The following is a 15,743-nucleotide window of genomic DNA, read 5'->3' on the forward strand; positions in this document are numbered from 1 at the left end:
TCCGTTCGTGTAAGCCCGAAGGCTTACCCGACAACTTTAACGAGATACGATACTTTATTGATCATGCCGCGTACGGATGGGGTGTCTTGCAATTCGGAAACCGAATTTACACGACGCAGACCCAGACCGCGCACGGTAGCGCGATGCGATTCGCGCGTACCGATCAAGCCCTTGACCAATTGCACTTTGACTGTGTTTGTCATTTTGTCCACCTTAAGCCAGAATGTCTTCGACCGACTTGCCGCGTTTGGCAGCGATATCGGAAGCAGTGCTCATTTTCGACAGGCCGTCCAGCGTAGCGCGTACCAGGTTGTATGGGTTGTTCGAACCGGTGGATTTCGCCACCACGTCCGTCACGCCCATCACCTCGAAGATAGCGCGCATTGCGCCACCAGCGATAACGCCAGTACCAGGCTTAGCTGGGTTCATCAGGACCTTGGAGGCGCCGTGACGACCAACAACCGTGTGATGCAAGGTACCGTTTTTGAGCGGTACTTTGATCAGGTTGCGACGGGCTTCTTCCATTGCCTTCTGCACGCCAACTGGCACTTCTTTCGATTTGCCCTTGCCCATGCCGACGCGGCCATCGCCATCACCAACTACGGTCAGCGCGGCGAAACCCATGATACGACCACCCTTGACCACTTTGGTCACGCGGTTGATCGCGATCATTTTTTCGCGCATGCCATCATCCGGCTTGTCGCTTTGCATTTTTGCTTGCATTTTTGCCATGATTGATCCTTAGAACTTCAGACCGGCTTCGCGTGCGGCTTCTGCCAACGCTTTCACACGGCCGTGGTAACGGAAACCGGAGCGGTCAAACGCAACTTCGGTAATCCCTGCTTTCAACGCTTTTTCAGCGACGCGCTTGCCGATCAAGGCTGCAGCAGCGGCATTGCCGCCTTTGCCGGATTGGCCTGCCAGTTCAGCGCGAACTTCCGCTTCAGCCGTCGAGGCCGAAACCAGGACTTTAGCGTCCGGGCTGATCAGGTTGGCGTAAATATGCAGGTTGGTGCGATGCACCGACAAGCGATTTACTTTCAATTCCGCAATCTTGATGCGGGTTTGGCGTCCGCGGCGAAGCCGTGATTCTTTCTTATCCATCGTCAGCCCCTAATTACTTCTTCTTGGTTTCTTTAAGCTTAACCACTTCGTCCGCATAGCGAACGCCCTTGCCTTTATAAGGCTCAGGAGCGCGGTAAGCACGAACTTCAGCGGCTACCTGGCCAACCTGTTGACGGTCGATACCTTTAATCAGGATCTCGGTCGGGGTTGGTGTTGCGCAGGTAACGCCGGCTGGCATGTCATGCACTACAGGGTGCGAGAAACCCAGGGACAGATTCAACTTGTCGCCTTGAGCTTGCGCCTTGTAACCCACGCCTACCAGGTTCAGCTTTTTCTCGAAACCCTTGGTGACGCCAACAACCATGTTGTTGACCAGTGCGCGCAGCGTGCCGGACATGGCATTGGCTTCGCGGCTGTCGTTCGCCACGTCGAAACTCAGGGTTCCTGCATTGTTTTCCACTTTGACCTGGCCGGTGAGGGCCTGGGAAAGTACGCCCAGCGGGCCTTTTACGGTGATCGCTTGTGCGGAGATGGCGACTTCGGCGCCAGCTGGCACTACGATAGGCATTTTAGCTACTCGAGACATGTGTAACTCCTTAAGCCACGTAGCAAATAACTTCGCCGCCGACACCGGTAGCGCGTGCTTTGCGGTCAGTCATGACGCCTTGCGGAGTCGACACGATCGCCACACCCAAGCCATTCATCACAACAGGGATCTCGTCTTTACCCTTGTAGACGCGCAGACCCGGACGGGACACGCGCTCCAAGCGCTCAATAACGGGACGGCCAACATAATACTTCAAACCGATTTTCAGTTCCGCTTTGCCACCAGCTTCGGCAACAGCGAAATCTTCAATGTAACCCTCGTCCTTCAGGACGCTGGCAATCGCAATTTTGACTTTCGACGATGGCATGGCCACGGTCGTCTTTTGCACGCCTTGTGCATTGCGAATGCGGGTCAGCATATCGGCGATAGGATCGCTCATACTCATTGCATATTCTCCTATTACCAGCTTGCTTTTGTCATACCCGGAATTTCACCACGCATGGCGAATTCACGGAGCTTGATACGACCCAGACCGAATTTACGGAATGTGCCGCGCGGACGACCAGTGATGGCGCAACGGTTACGTTGACGCGTCGGGTTCGAGTTACGTGGCAGCGCCTGCAATTTCAGGCGAGCTTCGTAGCGCTCTTCTTCCGATTTCGATTGGTCATCGACGATGGCCTTGAGAGCTTCGCGCTTAGGGGCGAATTTCGCCACCAGGTCAGCACGCTTGATCTCACGATTAATCAGTGACAGTTTGGCCATGATCAGTTCCTGAAAGGGAATTTAAAGGCGGCGAGCAAAGCTTTGGCTTCGTCATCGGTCTTAGCGGTTGTCGTGATGCTGATATTCATACCGCGCAACGCGTCAATCTTGTCGTATTCGATTTCAGGGAAAATGATCTGTTCCTTGACACCGATGTTGTAGTTGCCACGACCATCAAATGCACGGCCGTTCACACCACGGAAATCGCGTACGCGCGGCAGAGCCACGGTAATGAAGCGATCCAGGAACTCGTACATGCGAGCGCCGCGCAGGGTGACCATCGTACCGATCGGGTAACCTTCACGGATTTTGAAGCCTGCGATCGCTTTGCGGGACTTGGTGGTCACTGGCTTCTGGCCGGCGATCTTGGTCAAGTCAGCAACTGCGTGCTCGAGAACTTTTTTATCCGCGATAGCCTCACCAACACCCATGTTCAGGGTGATCTTGGTCAGGCGTGGAACTTCCATTACCGACTTGTAACCAAACTTGCTGGTCAGGTCGGCAACGACTTTTTCTTTATAGAATTCTTGGAGACGTGCCATGATTTCTTAAGCCTTCACTACTTCGCCGGAGGATTTAAAGATGCGGACTTTCTTGCCGTCCACTTCTTTGAAACCCACGCGATCTGCCTTGCCAGTCGCTGCATTAAACAATGCAACGTTGGACACGTGAATTGGCATGGTCTTATCGACGATACCACCAGTTACGCCAGTCATCGGGTTTGGCTTAGTCGCTTTTTTAGCGATGTTAATGCCGTCAACCACGATATGTTCAGCATCGATACGCTGCTGTACCACACCACGTTTGCCCTTGTCTTTCCCGGTCAGAACGATGACTTCGTCGTTTTTACGAATCTTATCCATTACGACTCCTTACAGGACTTCCGGTGCCAGGGACACGATTTTCATGAACTTCTCAGTGCGCAGTTCGCGCGTGACAGGTCCAAAAATACGGGTACCGATCGGTTCCAGCTTGGCGTTCAACAGAACGGCGGCATTGCCGTCGAACTTCACCAGGGAACCGTCTTGGCGGCGAACACCTTTAGCGGTGCGCACAACCACGGCGTTATAAATTTCACCTTTTTTGACACGACCACGTGGCGCAGCAACCTTAACGGTTACCTTGATCACATCGCCAATGCCAGCATAACGGCGCTTGGAGCCGCCCAATACCTTGATGCACATTACTTCTTTGGCACCGGTATTGTCAGCCACTTCGAGCCGGCTTTCAGTTTGAATCATAGTATTCTCTTTCCCAACTTAAGCCGAAGAATCCACACAATGTAGACCCACGGTCAGTCTTGGTCCCGCCAGAGCCGCCCTGCTGGGCTTCACTGTTTGGGTGCATGACCTTCATACATCAACTGACCGCGAATGCTACTGTCTGTGGCCAGACACTTTGCGGCGTTACATGAACGAAGCCCGCAAGTATTACATACAATTTGCGGGCCTGCAAGTACTAATTAAAACCCACCGCCGAAACGGTGGTTTTTATTTAAACGGTTGGTGCGGCTTGAACCACACGTGTCACCGTCCATGCCTTCGTTTTGGAGATCGGGCGACCTTCCTGGATCTCGACCGTATCACCGGCCTTGACTTGGTTGGTCTCGTCATGCGCGTGATACTTGTTCGAGCGCATGATGATCTTGCCATACAAAGGATGTTTTACGTGGCGCTCGATCAGAACGGTAACGGTCTTGTCCATCTTGTCCGAAACCACTTTACCGATCAGCGTGCGCTTGAGCGACTGTTTCACTGGTTCGTTCATTTGGCTTCCTTCAGATTCATTACCGTCTTCACACGCGCGATATCGCGGCGTACCTTCTTGAGCTGCGAAGTGTTGCTCAGCTGCTGCGTAGCGATTTGCATGCGCAGGCCGAACTGTGCCTTCAACAGGTCATTCAGCTCTTTTTGCAGAGCTGGCTGGTCCTTGCCGCGGAGTTCAGATGCTTTCATATACAACTCCAATTATTGGCCGACTTGGCGGATGACAAACGTCGTCGCCAGTGGCAGTTTAGCGGCGGCAAGACGGAATGCTTCCCGTGCCAGCGCTTCATCAACGCCATCCATTTCATACAGTACTTTGCCTGGCTGAATTTCAGCGACGTAGTACTCAGGATTACCTTTACCGTTACCCATACGGACTTCAGCCGGTTTGTTCGAAATCGGTTTGTCCGGGAAAATACGGATCCAGATACGGCCACCGCGCTTGATGTGACGCGTCATTGCACGACGCGCCGCTTCAATTTGACGCGCAGTGATACGACCGCGCGCAACTGCCTTCAGACCGAATTCGCCAAACGACACGGCGGTGCCGCGGCTGTGCGAAATACCGGTATTACGGCCTTTCTGCTCTTTACGATACTTTCTGCGTGCTGGTTGCAGCATGATTATTCTCCTGCTTTCTCAGCTGGTGCTGCTGCGGCGGCCGGTTTAGCGGCGGTACGCACACGTGCACCTGGTGCTGTGGATGGTTTCGCACCGGCACCGGCTGGACGTGGACGGCCAGCTGGCTTGCCATCGTCACGGCGTGGGCCGCGGCTTTTCTTCTCGTCAGCTGGGGTATCGATGACTGGTGCATCGCCGTTAGGCGCGCGGTCACCTTTGTATACCCACACCTTGACACCGATGATGCCGTAGGTGGTCGACGCTTCGCTGGTACCGTAGTCGATATCGGCGCGCAGGGTATGCAGAGGCACGCGGCCTTCGCGGTACCACTCTTTACGCGCGATTTCGATACCGTTCAGACGGCCGGACGACATGATCTTGATACCGAGAGCACCCAGGCGCATTGCATTTTGCATTGCACGCTTCATGGCGCGACGGAACATGATCCGTTTTTCCAGCTGCTGAGCGATCGAATCGGCGATCAGTTGCGAGTCGATTTCTGGCTTGCGAATTTCTTCGATGTTCACGTGAACAGGTACGCCCATGATCTTGGTCAGCGCCGACTTCAGTACTTCGATGTCTTCGCCTTTTTTACCAATGACCACGCCTGGACGCGAGCTGTAGATCGTGAAGCGCGCGTTCTTGGCTGGGCGCTCGATAACGATGCGGCCAACGGAAGCGTTCTTCAGTTTCTTTTTCAGGTAAGCACGTGCTTTCAAGTCTTCGTTCAGCATGGCAGCGAAATTACCGTTGCCTGCATACCAGCGCGAAGCCCAGTTACGGGTGACCGCCAGACGGAAACCGGTTGGATGAATTTTCTGACCCATCGTGGCTCCTTAGTTACCGACAGTCACGTAAACGTGACAGGATTGTTTCGAAATACGGTCGCCACGGCCTTTTGCACGCGCGGTGAAGCGCTTCAGGACCGGGCCCTTTTCGACGTAGATCGTTTTCACGAACAATTCGTCGATGTCCGCGCCATCATTGTGCTCGGCATTCGCAATAGCGGATTCCAGAACGCGTTTGATGATCGCAGCACCTTTTTTCGGGCTGAATTGCAAGATGTTGAGTGCAGCGTCAACTTTCTTGCCACGGATCAGGTCAGCAACCAGGCGGCCCTTTTGGTCCGACAGGCGCACACCTTTGAGGATAGCTTTAGTTTCCATTATTTCTTAGCCTTTTTGTCAGCTGCATGGCCCTTGAACGTACGGGTCAGTGCGAATTCGCCGAGCTTGTGACCAACCATGTTTTCGGAAACATAAACCGGCACGTGCAGCTTGCCGTTATGAACCGCGATCGTCAGGCCGATAAAGTCAGGCATGATTGTCGAACGACGCGACCAGGTTTTGATTGGCTTTTTGTCTTTGGCTGCTTGCGCGGCTTCAACTTTTTTCACCAGGTGGGCGTCACAGAACGGCCCTTTTTTCAATGAACGTGTCATGTGCTACCCCTTATTTCTTGCCGCGGCGCGAGACGATCATGGAAGTAGTACGCTTGTTGCTGCGTGTTTTCTTACCCTTAGTCTGTTGGCCCCAAGGCGAAACTGGATGACGACCAGCTGCTGTTTTACCTTCACCACCACCGTGCGGGTGATCGACCGGGTTCATGACCACACCGCGAACGGTAGGACGAACACCGCGCCAGCGCATCGCACCAGCTTTACCGATTTTACGCAGGCTGTGCTCGGCATTGCCGACTTCACCAACCGTTGCACGGCACTCGATGTGCACGCGACGTACTTCACCCGAGCGCAGACGCACTTGAGCGTAGGTACCTTCACGTGCCATCAGCACAACGCCAGCGCCAGCGGTACGTGCCATTTGGGCACCTTTACCTGGCAGCATTTCGACGCAATGCATCACGGTACCGACTGGGATGTTACGGATTGGCAAGCAGTTACCCGATTTGATCGGTGCTTCCGAACCGTTCATCACGCTGTCGCCAACGGCCATGCCTTTGGTTGCGATGATGTAGTGACGTTCGCCGTCGGCGTAGCACAACAGAGCGATATTCGCGGTGCGGTTTGGATCGTATTCGATACGTTCCACTTTCGCTGGAATACCATCTTTGGTGCGCTTGAAGTCGATCAAGCGATAGTGTTGCTTATGACCACCACCGATATGACGAGTGGTGATGTGACCGTTGTTGTTACGACCAGCGGTCTTGGATTTCTTTTCAACCAGGGCAGCGAACGGACGACCTTTGTACAGGTCGGCATTCACCACCTTCACCATGCCGCGACGGCCTGGCGAGGTTGGTTTCATCTTAACGAGTGCCATTATGCAGCCTCCTCGGAGAAGTTGATTTCCTGGCCAGGCTTCAGGCACACGAAAGCACGCTTGGTATGGTTACGACGACCGTTGAACTTGCCGGTGCGTTTTTGCTTACCTTCGCGGTTTGCAGTTTGCACGGACAGAACTTCAACCTTGAACAGCAGTTCGACCGCTGCCTTGATTTCAGGCTTGGTTGCATCCGGCAGTACGCGGAATACAATTTGCTCGTTCTTTTCCGCGACCATGGTGGCCTTTTCGGAAATCACGGGCGCCAACAGCACCTTCATCAAGCGTTCTTCGCTATGTTTCAAAATCGCGCTCATGCCAGCATCTCCTCAATCTTGGCCAATGCAGCTTTGGTGACCAGGATCTTCTTGTAGAACACCAGGGACATCGGGTCTGCGTGACGTGGCTCAACGACGAGTACGTTAGGCAGGTTGCGCGATGCCAGTTCCAGGTTTTCGTTCAGAACGTCGGTGATGATCAGAACCGAATCAAAGCCCAGGCCGTTCAATTTTTGCGACAACAGCTTGGTTTTTGGCGCGTCGATCGTCAGATCGTCGATGACGATCAGGCGCTCTTCGCGAGCCAGCTGCGACAGGATCGAGCAGATACCTGCGCGATACATTTTTTTGTTCACTTTGTGGGTGAAGTTTTCGTCAGGCGAGTTCGGGAAAATCCGACCACCGCCGCGCCACAGTGGCGACGACGACATACCAGCACGAGCGCGGCCGGTACCTTTTTGGCGCCATGGCTTTTTCGTCGTGTGGTGAACTTCTTCACGGTCTTTTTGCTTGCGGTTACCACTACGTGCATTCGCTTGATAAGCGATGACGACTTGGTGGATCAGCGCTTCATTGTAGTCACGGCCGAAAATCGTATCGGCTGCAGCAACGTTCGAGGCGGCTTGACCTTGCGCATTCAGAAGCTTGAGTTCCATCGTTTAAGCTCCCTTCTTGGCTTTGGTTTTGATGGCTGGCGAGACAACTACCTGGCCATTTTTCGCACCTGGAATCGCGCCTTTGACCAGCAACAGCTGACGGTCGGCATCGATACGGGCGATCACGAGGTTCTGGATCGTACGGTTAACGTCACCCAGATGACCGGTCATGCGCTTACCAGGGAAAACGCGACCTGGATCTTGTGCCATACCGATGGAACCTGGAACGTTGTGCGAACGCGAGTTACCGTGCGTTGCACGGCCAGAAGCGAAGTGGTAACGTTTGATAACGCCTGCATAGCCTTTACCGATGGTAACGCCTTGCACGTCGATCTTTTGACCGACTTCGAACAGGGAAGCAGCGACAACATCGCCAGCTTTCAGTTCAGCGGCTTTAGCAGCATCGACACGGAACTCTTTCAACAGAGTACCGGCTTCAACACCAGCTTTAGCGTGATGACCAGCAACAGCTTTGGTCACGCGGGAAGCGCGACGTTGACCGAATGCGACCTGAACAGCGGAGTAACCATCTGTTTCAGGGGTTTTGATTTGCGCAACACGGTTGTTCGATACGTCCAACACGGTGACCGGGATCGAATCCCCTTCATCCGTGAAAATGCGCATCATACCAACCTTGCGACCGAGAAGGCCTAGGCTCATTTTTTCTCCATTCCCACCTGCGATTGGGCGGGGCTTGTTTAACTACAAAGTAACGTAGGACTCAAAAAAGACGAATCCATACCGAAGCCGGCTAGTATATAGCACAAAAACCCTTGACGCAACAAGTTAACACGAGGTATGTCAAAGTGTTGCGCGGCGCCCCTGCGGGAGTTGTCGGCGGGCCTGAAAAACGCTGCCGCAAGGCAATTAGACGGGCGCAAAGCACGGCGGCATGCGCCCTGGCGGGTGATGCCAGAAACATACAGGGCGCGCCGCGGCGTGCGCCCCCTGCCCTTCCCCATCCCGGGCGCGATGCCCGGGAAGCTTACTTCTGGCAGTTGCTCAGGCAATGCCCGTACAAGTCCTCGCAGATGGGGCTGCCACCGAGGTGCGCCCGGCAATTGGCCACTTTCTGTCCGCACTCGCTGTAGCACTGCGTGACATCGCCGGCAGCAAATGCATACGAGGCGCTCAGGCCCAGCGCAAACAGGAAAGCCATCGTTTTCTTGATCATATTTCATCTCCGTTTTATCAGATGGAAGAACAACCAGGACGGCACGCCATCCTCGCACCGCCCCGGGCAGACGCCGCGGCGCCTGCCATTACTTAAAAAGCAATGCCAATAGAATACCGTAAACAATACCAACCAACTACCAATTATCGGTGCCGCCCGTGTCCCACCAAAAAAATAGCCCGGACACATCACCGTCCGGGCTGGCTGCAAGCATCGCGGCGCATGGCGCCCGCATAGCCCCTACTCTTGCGGCACTCCTTTGCCAATCTGATACCAGTCCACCTTGCGCGTTGCCACCATGATGACGGCCAGCACGGCGAACAACAGAATGCTGCCCATCACCAACGCATTATTTTCCGAGCTGAGCAAGCCATACAGGGCGCCATACAGCAAGGTCAGGGCCACGCCGAAGCCGATGCCGCGCCACATGTTGTGCAGCACGTGCACCAGATAGAAGCTGGTCAGGGCGATACAGGCGGCGCTGGCGGCCAGATAGGCGGCGAGGAAGGCGATGTGCTCGGCCAGCCCCACCAGCAGCAGGAAGAAGATCACCAGCGACAGGCCCACCAGCAAATACTGCACCGGGTGGATCGGCAGGCTCTTCAAAATTTCAAAGATGAAGAAGGCGGCAAAGGTCAGCGCCACGAACAGCAAGCCATATTTCGTGGCCCGGTCCGATTGCGAATACACGTTCACCGGCTCGATGAAACCGACACTGAAGCGGTCCACCTGGCCCAGCGGCGCACTGTCGGGCACCTTGAATTCTCCCTCGATGGAGCTCAGCTGCGTTTGCGCATTGGTGGCCAGCGACGAGATATTCCACGCCACATTGAAACCGCGGGCATCGATCTGGCGATTCTTCGGCGACGGCAGGAAGCGCCCGCCAAATTGCGGATGGGGCCAGTTCGACTTGATCTGGATCTGGCTGTTCTTGGCCACCGGCACGAAGTGCTGGCGTTCGATGCCATCGAGGCCCAGGTCAAAGCTGAAGCGCACCTGCTGCTGCGCCGCCAGTGGCATGGCACCCAGCGGCGCGTGCAGGCCGCTGCGGAAGGCAAACAGGTCGGTACCCTGCTCGAACTCGATCTTTTGTCCGCCCCAGTCGATTTTCGGGATATTGCGGATGCCGCGCACGTCCTCGATGGACAAGGCCACGAAAGGCGCACCGACGGTCACGCGCGAGTCCGGCGACTTGCGCGGCAGCTGGCTGCTGGCCGGCACCGTGAAGTCACCCTTGAAGGTGTGCTGGCCGCTGTAGACCAGCACCTGGTGGATGCCGCGGTAGCGGCGGTCCGTCTCGATATTGCCGTTGATCTGCAGGTCGTTCGGATACACGAGCAAGCGGCGCTGCACCGTGCGGCGCAGCAACTCCGTGCGCACGGGTAACTTCACTTCCTTGTCATCGCCCTTGGCCACCTCCACGCGCTCTTCATACTGCTCCGTATAGGGAATCACCAGAATGGGGCCGATGATGGTTTGTTCGCGCACCGAATCGGCGGCGATACTGTTGACGGCTTCCTGGCGGAATTCCATCCGCTCCTTGATCGTTTCCTGAATCATCAGCAAAGGCAGGCCGATCAGCAGCATCAGGCCGAACACGATCAACGCTTTGACTAAGAGAGTTTTTTGCATGGCGCATCCTTGAAGTAAGGTGACCAGTGTAAAAAAGCTGTATGCGCTGACGATGCAGTCCGTGTGAAGCCGGCAAATAAAGTACGCTAGGCTATTGGCAGGCACAGGCGCGCGCAGGCGCCGCCTTCCGCATGGTTGAGCACCTCGACCGTGCCGCCATGCAGGGAAGCCACTTCGCGCACAAAGGGCAGGCCCAGACCCGTGCTCTTGCCGGCGCTCGGGCGCGGCAAAGAATAAAAGCGCTCGAAGACGCGCTCGATCGCATACGCGGGGATGCCCTCGCCCCGGTCGCGCACGGCAATTTCCACGCGGATGCCCTGGCGCCGCGCCGTCAGGTCGATGCAGCTGCCCGGTGGCGCAAAGCCGACCGCGTTGTCGAGCAAGTTACCCAGCGCCTGGCGCAGCAGCAGGGCATCCCCGGCCACATTTTCCTCGTCGGCCTGCAGCTGCAGGCGCACGCCGCGCGCCGCCAGGGTGGCGGCCGCATCTTGCGCCACTTGCGCCAGCAGGGGCGCCAGCGCGATGCGCTCGGGGTTATCCAGGCGCTGCTGCTTTTCCACGCGCACGAGAGCCAGCAGCTTGTCGATCAGTTGCCGCTGGCGCGCATTCTGTTCCAGGATACTGGCTAGGAAGCGGCGGCGCTCGGCCGGCGGCATGTCTTCCTGCAGCAGCTCGGCCGAGGCCTGGATGGCGGCGATCGGGCTTTTCAATTCATGCGCCAGCGTGTGCATCAATTGCTCCACATATTCCTTGCCCTCCAGGCGCGTGCGCATCGCCTCCAGGGCACGCCCCAGGGTGCCGATCTCGTTCTTGCCCAGCGCCGGCAGCGCCACCTTGCGGCCCGCCTCCACGTCGCCGATGTAATGCATCAGCTTGCCCAGCGCATGGTGCAGCCACCAGGCGAATGCCAGGCCGATCAGCAGCGACAGCAACAACAGCACGGCGCCACGCTGCAGTATCTTGCGCTGGCTGCGCTCGACAAAGGCTTGCACGCTGGCATTCGGCTTGGCCACCGTCAGCACGCCGATTACCTCATTGCCGTCGCGAATCGGCGCGGCCACGTGCATCACCGTCGACATCTCGTCATCCGGCCGGCTGCGCGTGCTGCGCGCGCCATACTTGCCCTGCAAGGTGAGATACACGTCATTCCAGCGCGAATAGTCGCGCCCCACGTCGCGCCCGCTGGAATCGAACAGCACGATGCCGTGCCGGTCCGTGATGGTGATACGGTAATCGAGCGTGCGCTTGCGCACGCCATTGATATTGACGTCCACGCCATGGCGCGCGTAATCCTGCATGCGTTCGGCCACAGGCGACTGCGCCAGCGTGCCCGCCTTCAGGTCGGGCGCCACGAGGCTGGCCAGCAGTTGCGAGGTATCGACCAGCGTGTCTTCCAGGGTCGAGCGCACGCCGGGCTTGACCTGCTCCATGAAGACATTCAGCAGGAACCACGCGGCCAGGCCGACGATCAGGAAGTAGCCGAGCAGGATGCGCAGGCCGATCTTCATGCGCCAGCCAGGCTGTAGCCGAGGCCACGGTGGGTGTGGATCGGGTCGACCTGCGCATCGACGGCGCGCAGCTTGGCGCGCAAGGATTTGACATGCGCATCGACGGTACGCTCGAGCGTGTCGGGCGCACCGCTCCACACGCGCTCCATCAGCTGCGCGCGCGACAGCACGTGGCCCGGATGCTCGAGCAGGGTTTTCAACAGCAGGTATTCATAGCGGGTCAGGTCCAGCGGCTGGCCGTGAAATAGCACTTTCGCCTCCAGCGCGCGCAATTCAAAGCGTGCCGGCACGGTCATGGCAGCGGCTATCGTCATGCCAGTCTCGCGGGGCACCTGAACGACGCCGGCGCGGCGCAGGATGACGCGGATGCGCGCCACCAGTTCGCGCGGCGAAAACGGTTTGGTGACGTAATCATCGGCGCCGATTTCCAGGCCGACGATGCGGTCGATCTCGTCGCTGCGGGCCGTCAGGAAGATCACCGGCACCTCGGAAAACTGGCGCAGCCGGCGGCACACTTCCAGCCCGCTCATGTCGGGCAAGCCCACGTCGAGCACCACCAGAACGGGCATCTGCGCGGCTTCGCCGGGCGTTGGACGCAGCGCGGCCAGGGCGTGCTCGCCCAACATCACATGGCGCGGCGTAAAGCCGTCCGTGCGCAAGGCATAGGCGATGCTGTCGGCAATCGCCTGTTCATCTTCCACGATCAGGACAGTCTTGGACATGGCGGCGGCACGCATTAATGGACAGACCCGGAGTATCCCTGAAGCACGCAAGCGGCGTCAATCGCGCGCCTTGCCGCGCGCCGGCGAAAAGCCGCCCAGCCCCAAAAAACTTATAGTATATTTATCATGGCATGACTCCACCGATACACCGTGTTTGACACCCGTCCGAGGAGACTATGAAGACCCATACCATCAGCCTGCTATGCGCTGTCAGCCTGCTGGCCGCCTGTGCGGCGCCAGCGACGATCACCACCTCCAATGAACAGCAAGACGCCTGCAACGCGGCCGAACTCAAAGGCCAGCTTGGCGAAGCAGAGCTGGCTTGCGTAAAAGCGCTGCAGAGCGCCGAGCAAGCCGGGGCCAGCGCGGATATCCTCTCGCAGCGCCAGTACAACCTGGGCCGCGTCAAGCGCTTGCAGGGCAAGAATGCCGAAGCGGAGCAGCTGTACCGGCAAGCGCTGGCCACGGAAGAAACGGCGCAGCCACGCAGCGATGCGCGCGTCGGCCGCCGCATGGTGGAACTGGCGTCGGCGCTGGCCGCGCAAGGCAAATGGCAGGAAGGCACGGGCTATCTGGAACGCGTGCTGCCGCTGCTGCCGAAGCTGTCGCCCGCCTCGCGCACGTATTCGGCGGAAGTGCTGCGCCAGTACGCCAGACAGCTGCAAGGCGGCCCGCAGGCGGCGCTCGGCAATCGCTTCGACGCGGTGGCGGCCAGCCTGCAATAAGCAACTCCCGGAGCCCGGCCTACGGCTGGGCGACGTGGATGCTGGCCTTGATGTGCTTGAGGTGGGCCACGATGGTGAACGTCATCACCACCAGCAGCGACCATGAACTCCATTTGCTGACATGCACCACCGACCAGGCGCCAAGCTGGTTCGGATAGCGCCACACGCCCCAGAAGGTGCTGATGTTTTCAGCCAGCCAGATAAAGAAGCCGACCAGCACGAAACCGAGCAGCAAGGGCATGCTGCGGTCGCGGTCGAGCGGGCGGAACACCACGGTGGTGCGCGCATACAAGCCCAGCGCGCAGGCGGCCAGGTACCAGCGATAGTCGCCGATGTAGTGATGCGTGAAGAAGTTGGCGTAGATCAGCAGCGCGATCAGCACCGCCATCCAGTACGGCGGATGGTGGCGGATCCGCATGTCGAGCAGGCGCCAGGTCTGGATGATGTAGCTGCCGACGGCCGCATACATGAAGCCGGAAAACAGGGGGACGCCGAACACCTTGCTGTAGGCAAAGTCGGGATAACTCCACGACTGGATCGTGCCCGACACCTTGAACACCTCCAGCGCAAAGCCGACCGCATGAAACAGGCAGATGGCTTTCAGCTCATCCCACGTTTCCAGTCCGCTCCACAGCATCGCGCCCTGGATCGCCAGCGCCGCCAGCAGCAGCACGTCATAGCGCGGCAAGCCGAACAGGCCGGCGCGCGGCACCAGGAACACGGCAGCAAAAAACAGCCCGACGAACAGGCACGACCTCGCCTCCTTGATGCCGAAATACAAAAATTCGGTCAGGAAGCGCGGCCAGCCGCGCAAGCGGTTACGGGGTGTGGCATTTAACAGATGGGTATCGAGGGCATTAAGCATGCAGCAACTTTATCGGCCGCCCGCGGCACTGTAAAGCGATTTTGCACACATGCGCCGGGGCCGCCCGTGTTGGGCATGCACCAATAGCAATGGGGCCGGGCGCACTCACGATCGTGAGCAGGCCCGGCCCCATCATCAGGCAGCGGGACACCCCGCCGGCCTGGAACAGCTGTCAACACCTGATGCTACGGTATTGTCAGCTGCCCTTGAAACTATTATTGCAGTTTGATTTCGACATCAACACCAGCTGGCAGGTCCAGCTTCATCAGCGCGTCAACGGTTTTGTCCGTTGGGTCAACGATGTCCATCAGGCGTTGGTGCGTACGGATCTCGAACTGATCGCGCGAAGTTTTGTTGACGTGCGGGGAACGCAGCACATCGAAACGCTGAATACGGGTAGGCAGTGGTACTGGGCCTTTGACGACAGCGCCGGTGCGCTTCGCGGTTTCAACGATTTCCAGAGCGGACTGGTCGATCAGTTTGTAATCGAAAGCCTTCAGGCGGATACGGATTTTTTGGTTTGGTGCCGACATGATATTTCCTTAAAAGAACGAACCGCGCGGTCTGCACGGCAATGAGGTCATACGGGAATTTCTGACGCAACAACCGTCAGGGTCGACATGATAGCACCAAAATGCTTGCCAACCCCGGCAGTTGAATAAAAAGAAGGGCGCCGGGCGACGACGCGTCTTCTTTTATGCAGGCTTAAGAATTAAGCCAGGATTTTTGCAACAACACCAGCGCCGACGGTACGGCCGCCTTCGCGGATAGCGAAGCGCAGACCTTCTTCCATCGCGATCGGGTTGATCAGCTTGACGGTGATCGACACGTTATCGCCTGGCATGACCATTTCTTTGTCTGCTGGCAACTCGATCGAACCGGTTACGTCCGTCGTACGGAAGTAGAACTGTGGACGATAGTTGTTGAAGAATGGCGTATGACGGCCGCCTTCGTCTTTCGACAGAACATAGATCTCGCCGGTGAAGTGTGCATGCGGCTTGATCGAGCCTGGTTTTGCCAGAACTTGACCACGTTGCACGTCTTCACGCTTGGTGCCGCGCAGCAGCAGACCAACGTTGTCGCCAGCTTGACCTTGGTCCAGCAGTTTGCGGAACATTTCCACGCCGGTGCAAGTCGTTT

Annotated in this window: 27 protein-coding genes; 1 reads left to right on the top strand and 26 read right to left on the bottom strand. The window is 57.4% G+C overall.

Features of this window, described 5'->3' with window-relative positions; all coding sequences use genetic code 11:
* Positions 1-23: 23 nt before the first annotated feature.
* The 23 genes from rpmD to creB all read right to left on the bottom strand — a co-directional run bounded on the left by rpmD (position 24) and on the right by creB (position 13,013).
* Entirely contained in the window at positions 24-203 is a 180-nt protein-coding gene (rpmD, locus tag CSQ92_RS26965; protein ID WP_010394435.1) for a 50S ribosomal protein L30, read from the bottom strand.
* A 10-nt stretch (positions 204-213) separates the two neighbouring features.
* Complete coding sequence (gene rpsE, locus CSQ92_RS26970) at positions 214-732, bottom strand: 30S ribosomal protein S5 (protein ID WP_010394433.1); 519 nt, start codon at positions 730-732, stop codon at positions 214-216.
* Between the two features lie 9 nt (positions 733-741).
* Entirely contained in the window at positions 742-1,104 is a 363-nt protein-coding gene (gene rplR / locus CSQ92_RS26975; protein WP_010394431.1) for a 50S ribosomal protein L18, read from the bottom strand.
* 13 nt (positions 1,105-1,117) lie between these two features.
* The gene (gene rplF, locus CSQ92_RS26980) at positions 1,118-1,651 is read right to left on the bottom strand and encodes a 50S ribosomal protein L6 (protein ID WP_034778281.1); all 534 of its coding nucleotides are present in this window, start codon (positions 1,649-1,651) and stop codon (positions 1,118-1,120) included.
* 10 nt (positions 1,652-1,661) lie between these two features.
* A complete protein-coding gene (gene rpsH / locus CSQ92_RS26985) occupies positions 1,662-2,057 on the bottom strand; it encodes a 30S ribosomal protein S8 (protein WP_034753208.1) in 396 nt (131 codons plus the stop codon).
* 14 nt (positions 2,058-2,071) lie between these two features.
* Complete coding sequence (rpsN, locus tag CSQ92_RS26990) at positions 2,072-2,377, bottom strand: 30S ribosomal protein S14 (RefSeq protein ID WP_010394423.1); 306 nt, start codon at positions 2,375-2,377, stop codon at positions 2,072-2,074.
* Positions 2,378-2,379: 2 nt separating this feature from the next.
* The gene (rplE, locus tag CSQ92_RS26995) at positions 2,380-2,919 is read right to left on the bottom strand and encodes a 50S ribosomal protein L5 (protein ID WP_010394421.1); all 540 of its coding nucleotides are present in this window, start codon (positions 2,917-2,919) and stop codon (positions 2,380-2,382) included.
* A gap of 6 nt (positions 2,920-2,925) precedes the next feature.
* A complete protein-coding gene (gene rplX, locus CSQ92_RS27000; RefSeq protein WP_034753204.1) occupies positions 2,926-3,240 on the bottom strand; it encodes a 50S ribosomal protein L24 in 315 nt (104 codons plus the stop codon).
* Positions 3,241-3,249: 9 nt separating this feature from the next.
* On the bottom strand, positions 3,250-3,618 hold the full coding sequence (gene rplN, locus CSQ92_RS27005) for a 50S ribosomal protein L14 (RefSeq protein ID WP_008444317.1): 369 nt from the start codon (positions 3,616-3,618) through the stop codon (positions 3,250-3,252).
* Positions 3,619-3,871: 253 nt separating this feature from the next.
* Entirely contained in the window at positions 3,872-4,144 is a 273-nt protein-coding gene (gene rpsQ, locus CSQ92_RS27010; RefSeq protein ID WP_010394415.1) for a 30S ribosomal protein S17, read from the bottom strand.
* Positions 4,141-4,332: a 50S ribosomal protein L29 gene (gene rpmC / locus CSQ92_RS27015; protein WP_010394412.1), complete on the bottom strand. Its 192-nt coding sequence runs from the start codon at positions 4,330-4,332 to the stop codon at positions 4,141-4,143. Before rpmC ends, rpsQ begins: the two co-directional genes overlap by 4 nt.
* Positions 4,333-4,344: 12 nt before the next feature.
* A complete protein-coding gene (gene rplP, locus CSQ92_RS27020) occupies positions 4,345-4,764 on the bottom strand; it encodes a 50S ribosomal protein L16 (RefSeq protein WP_034753201.1) in 420 nt (139 codons plus the stop codon).
* A gap of 2 nt (positions 4,765-4,766) precedes the next feature.
* Complete coding sequence (gene rpsC, locus CSQ92_RS27025; protein ID WP_034753199.1) at positions 4,767-5,591, bottom strand: 30S ribosomal protein S3; 825 nt, start codon at positions 5,589-5,591, stop codon at positions 4,767-4,769.
* Positions 5,592-5,600: 9 nt separating this feature from the next.
* The gene (gene rplV, locus CSQ92_RS27030) at positions 5,601-5,933 is read right to left on the bottom strand and encodes a 50S ribosomal protein L22 (RefSeq protein WP_170840583.1); all 333 of its coding nucleotides are present in this window, start codon (positions 5,931-5,933) and stop codon (positions 5,601-5,603) included.
* Positions 5,930-6,205 carry a 30S ribosomal protein S19 gene (rpsS, locus tag CSQ92_RS27035; protein WP_008444295.1) on the bottom strand — a complete coding sequence of 92 codons (276 nt, stop codon included), beginning with the start codon at positions 6,203-6,205 and terminating at the stop codon, positions 5,930-5,932. The genes rplV and rpsS overlap by 4 nt, the downstream gene beginning before the upstream one ends.
* A 10-nt stretch (positions 6,206-6,215) precedes the next feature.
* Positions 6,216-7,043: a 50S ribosomal protein L2 gene (rplB, locus tag CSQ92_RS27040; protein ID WP_034753198.1), complete on the bottom strand. Its 828-nt coding sequence runs from the start codon at positions 7,041-7,043 to the stop codon at positions 6,216-6,218.
* Positions 7,043-7,360 carry a 50S ribosomal protein L23 gene (gene rplW, locus CSQ92_RS27045; protein ID WP_010394398.1) on the bottom strand — a complete coding sequence of 106 codons (318 nt, stop codon included), beginning with the start codon at positions 7,358-7,360 and terminating at the stop codon, positions 7,043-7,045. Before rplW ends, rplB begins: the two co-directional genes overlap by 1 nt.
* Positions 7,357-7,977, bottom strand: coding sequence for a 50S ribosomal protein L4 (rplD, locus tag CSQ92_RS27050; RefSeq protein WP_034753197.1), 621 nt, complete (start codon positions 7,975-7,977; stop codon positions 7,357-7,359). The genes rplW and rplD overlap by 4 nt, the downstream gene beginning before the upstream one ends.
* Positions 7,978-7,980: 3 nt before the next feature.
* Positions 7,981-8,637 (bottom strand): 50S ribosomal protein L3, encoded by a 657-nt coding sequence (rplC, locus tag CSQ92_RS27055; protein WP_010394393.1) that lies wholly within the window; start codon positions 8,635-8,637, stop codon positions 7,981-7,983.
* Positions 8,638-8,962: 325 nt separating this feature from the next.
* Complete coding sequence (locus CSQ92_RS27060; RefSeq protein ID WP_099395871.1) at positions 8,963-9,151, bottom strand: hypothetical protein; 189 nt, start codon at positions 9,149-9,151, stop codon at positions 8,963-8,965.
* 240 nt (positions 9,152-9,391) lie between these two features.
* Entirely contained in the window at positions 9,392-10,783 is a 1,392-nt protein-coding gene (creD, locus tag CSQ92_RS27065; RefSeq protein WP_099395872.1) for a cell envelope integrity protein CreD, read from the bottom strand.
* Between the two features lie 86 nt (positions 10,784-10,869).
* Positions 10,870-12,291, bottom strand: coding sequence for a two-component system sensor histidine kinase CreC (creC, locus tag CSQ92_RS27070; protein WP_099395873.1), 1,422 nt, complete (start codon positions 12,289-12,291; stop codon positions 10,870-10,872).
* Positions 12,288-13,013, bottom strand: a complete 726-nt coding sequence (gene creB, locus CSQ92_RS27075; RefSeq protein WP_034778498.1) for a two-component system response regulator CreB — start codon at positions 13,011-13,013, stop codon at positions 12,288-12,290. Before creB ends, creC begins: the two co-directional genes overlap by 4 nt.
* 176 nt (positions 13,014-13,189) lie before the next feature.
* Between creB and CSQ92_RS27080 the strand changes: the two genes are divergently transcribed.
* On the top strand, positions 13,190-13,738 hold the full coding sequence (locus CSQ92_RS27080) for a tetratricopeptide repeat protein (RefSeq protein ID WP_099395874.1): 549 nt from the start codon (positions 13,190-13,192) through the stop codon (positions 13,736-13,738).
* Positions 13,739-13,757: 19 nt separating this feature from the next.
* On the opposite strand, the gene CSQ92_RS27085 is transcribed toward CSQ92_RS27080, so the two are convergent.
* From CSQ92_RS27085 to CSQ92_RS27095, 3 genes are all read right to left on the bottom strand, one after another.
* Positions 13,758-14,603, bottom strand: a complete 846-nt coding sequence (locus CSQ92_RS27085) for a DUF817 domain-containing protein (protein ID WP_099395875.1) — start codon at positions 14,601-14,603, stop codon at positions 13,758-13,760.
* A gap of 215 nt (positions 14,604-14,818) precedes the next feature.
* A complete protein-coding gene (rpsJ, locus tag CSQ92_RS27090) occupies positions 14,819-15,136 on the bottom strand; it encodes a 30S ribosomal protein S10 (protein ID WP_010394389.1) in 318 nt (105 codons plus the stop codon).
* A 179-nt stretch (positions 15,137-15,315) separates the two neighbouring features.
* The coding region (locus CSQ92_RS27095) for an EF-Tu/IF-2/RF-3 family GTPase (protein ID WP_099389845.1) at positions 15,316-15,743 on the bottom strand (428 nt) is incomplete at its 5' end.

The sequence above is a fragment of the Janthinobacterium sp. BJB446 genome (assembly GCF_002735655.1).
Taxonomy (GTDB): domain Bacteria; phylum Pseudomonadota; class Gammaproteobacteria; order Burkholderiales; family Burkholderiaceae_D; genus Janthinobacterium; species Janthinobacterium lividum.